Below are 1,987 nucleotides of genomic sequence, written 5' to 3'. Positions count from 1 at the left end.
TTCAACCACCTTATAAAAAAGGCAAACGGACAGGACACATTTATAAAAAACGGCAACGTAATTGAAACCGTTGAAAGTTGTATTGATATTATCGGTACACATTTCCGGGAAGTCGAGGAACTGGCAAGTAACCTTCAAGGTGGTTCACTCAAAGAGTCTTGCCGAAACATCTTCAACTTTTCGTACAACTATTTGCAGTACCATAAAGATGATGACGGAACGGAACAACTCCGAACTCCATCACGTTCCTGGTTAGACGGACAAATCAAGTTCAAACAAAAAGGCAAATCAGATGCAGGGATTGACTGTGATGATTACAGCATTTTTGTGGGTTCGCTTTTAAAGTGTTTAGGTATTCCGTTCAAGCTCCGCATTACCAAGTATGACGGTAAAAAGAACTTTCAGCATATCTATGTGATTGTTCCTGCTATTGGCGATTCCGAAGATGAAATCGTTATCGACCCTGTTCTCTCAAAGTTTGATTACCAAAAACCATACAGTTTTGAACGGTCTGATTTTGATATGTCTCCTTTACAGTTGGCAGGGCTTAGAGGAATTGACGGTATTACAGGTACAAGTGCTTTAGGCTTGCCAATATCGGTTTTGTCAGGTATTGATTTAGCTGGCGGTATTCAGGCACAAGCCAACCATGAAGACCTTATTGCCATTGTTTCAGGTGTTGACTTTGACGATGCCATAAGCGGCTTGGGTGATGCAGAAGATGCTACCTACAACTATTTAGTCCGTACCCGGAATTATCTTTTAAAGAACAGGGATAACAAGGACAAGATGGCTCACGTCCAAAACCCTGACCAATTCATATCCATGTTGGACCAGGCAATCAAGTTTTGGAATACTCCACAGCGAGATGCCGTATTGGACAAGCTATCAGATATTGAAGAAAAGCTTGCCGAAAAAGGTCTGATTAAATACGATTCAGAAGCCATCCAAGGATTGGCTGAATTGGATGAGTTGGACGATGAAATGGACGGCTTGGGAAGAAGAAAAAGACGCAGAGGTCGATTCTTCAAAGCAATTAAACGTGTCGGCAAGAAGATTGGCAAAGTAGCCAAGAAAGTAGTTAAAGCAATTGTAAGGTTTAATCCTCTATCAATTGCAATCAGAGGCGGATTATTGGCAGCCTTGCGTTTAAACATGTTCGGTATAGCTAAGAAGCTACAATATGCCTATTTACCAGATGAGCTTGCAAGCAAATACAACATAGACCCTGCTAAACATGCCAAACTGAAAAAGACACATGGCAAGGTTCGTAAACTGTTTAAGGGTTTACAGGGTAAAGAATCCAACCTTAGAAAAGCCATCCTGAAAGGTGCAAAACAAAAGAGTTCTGACTTTTCCCTTAAAGGCATTGACGGTTTACTTGCTGATTTGAGAGGCTTGGAAGCCATTGGTGAATTGGCAGAATTGGGCAATATGGGTGCAGTTGCCACAGCAGCATCAGTAACCGCAGCAAGTGGTGTATTGGCAAAAATCGGAAGCTGGTTAAAGCCTATCAAAAACATCTTTACAAAGGTTAAAAGTAAATTCAAAAAAGCAGCTCCTGCAACGGAAGCAGTATCTCAATTTAACAATCAGGCAGCTCCAACAACAGAAGCTTATGCTCCACCAACAAACAGCGTGATGCCTCCATCCAATAGTATCATGCCACAGTCCGGCAGTTACACTCCCCAACCCATAATGAAATCTGGGAACTACACACCACAATCGACTACAACAAACCCTACTGCATCAGGCAAAAAGAAACTGAGCAAAGGTGCAAAAGTCGGTATTGGTTTAGGTGTTGCAGCTCTTATTGGAACAGGAGCTTATCTCATGTTCCGCAAGAAAGACAGCACTCCGGCAAAGCGGAAATCATCCCCTAAGAAAACAAGCAATAAAGAAGATTTAGGAAGCATCAAGCTTCAATAAATAATTGTGAATCAATAATTAAAATTTAGAAAACATGGCAGTTAAAAAATCAACGTCA

The 1,987-nt window shown here is 41.3% G+C and carries 1 protein-coding gene; it reads left to right on the top strand.

Annotation, left to right across the window (positions count from 1 at the left end; genetic code table 11):
- Positions 1–1,929 (top strand): hypothetical protein (locus tag KEM10_RS23585; RefSeq protein ID WP_212220788.1); only part of this gene is annotated, 1,929 nt, incomplete at its 5' end.
- Positions 1,930–1,987: the final 58 nt, after the last annotated feature.

The organism is Carboxylicivirga linearis (assembly GCF_018271995.1).
GTDB classification, from domain to species: Bacteria; Bacteroidota; Bacteroidia; order Bacteroidales; family Marinilabiliaceae; genus Carboxylicivirga; species Carboxylicivirga linearis.
Note: the sequence above shows the minus strand (reverse complement) of the source record. Positions and strands in the feature narration are given on the sequence as shown.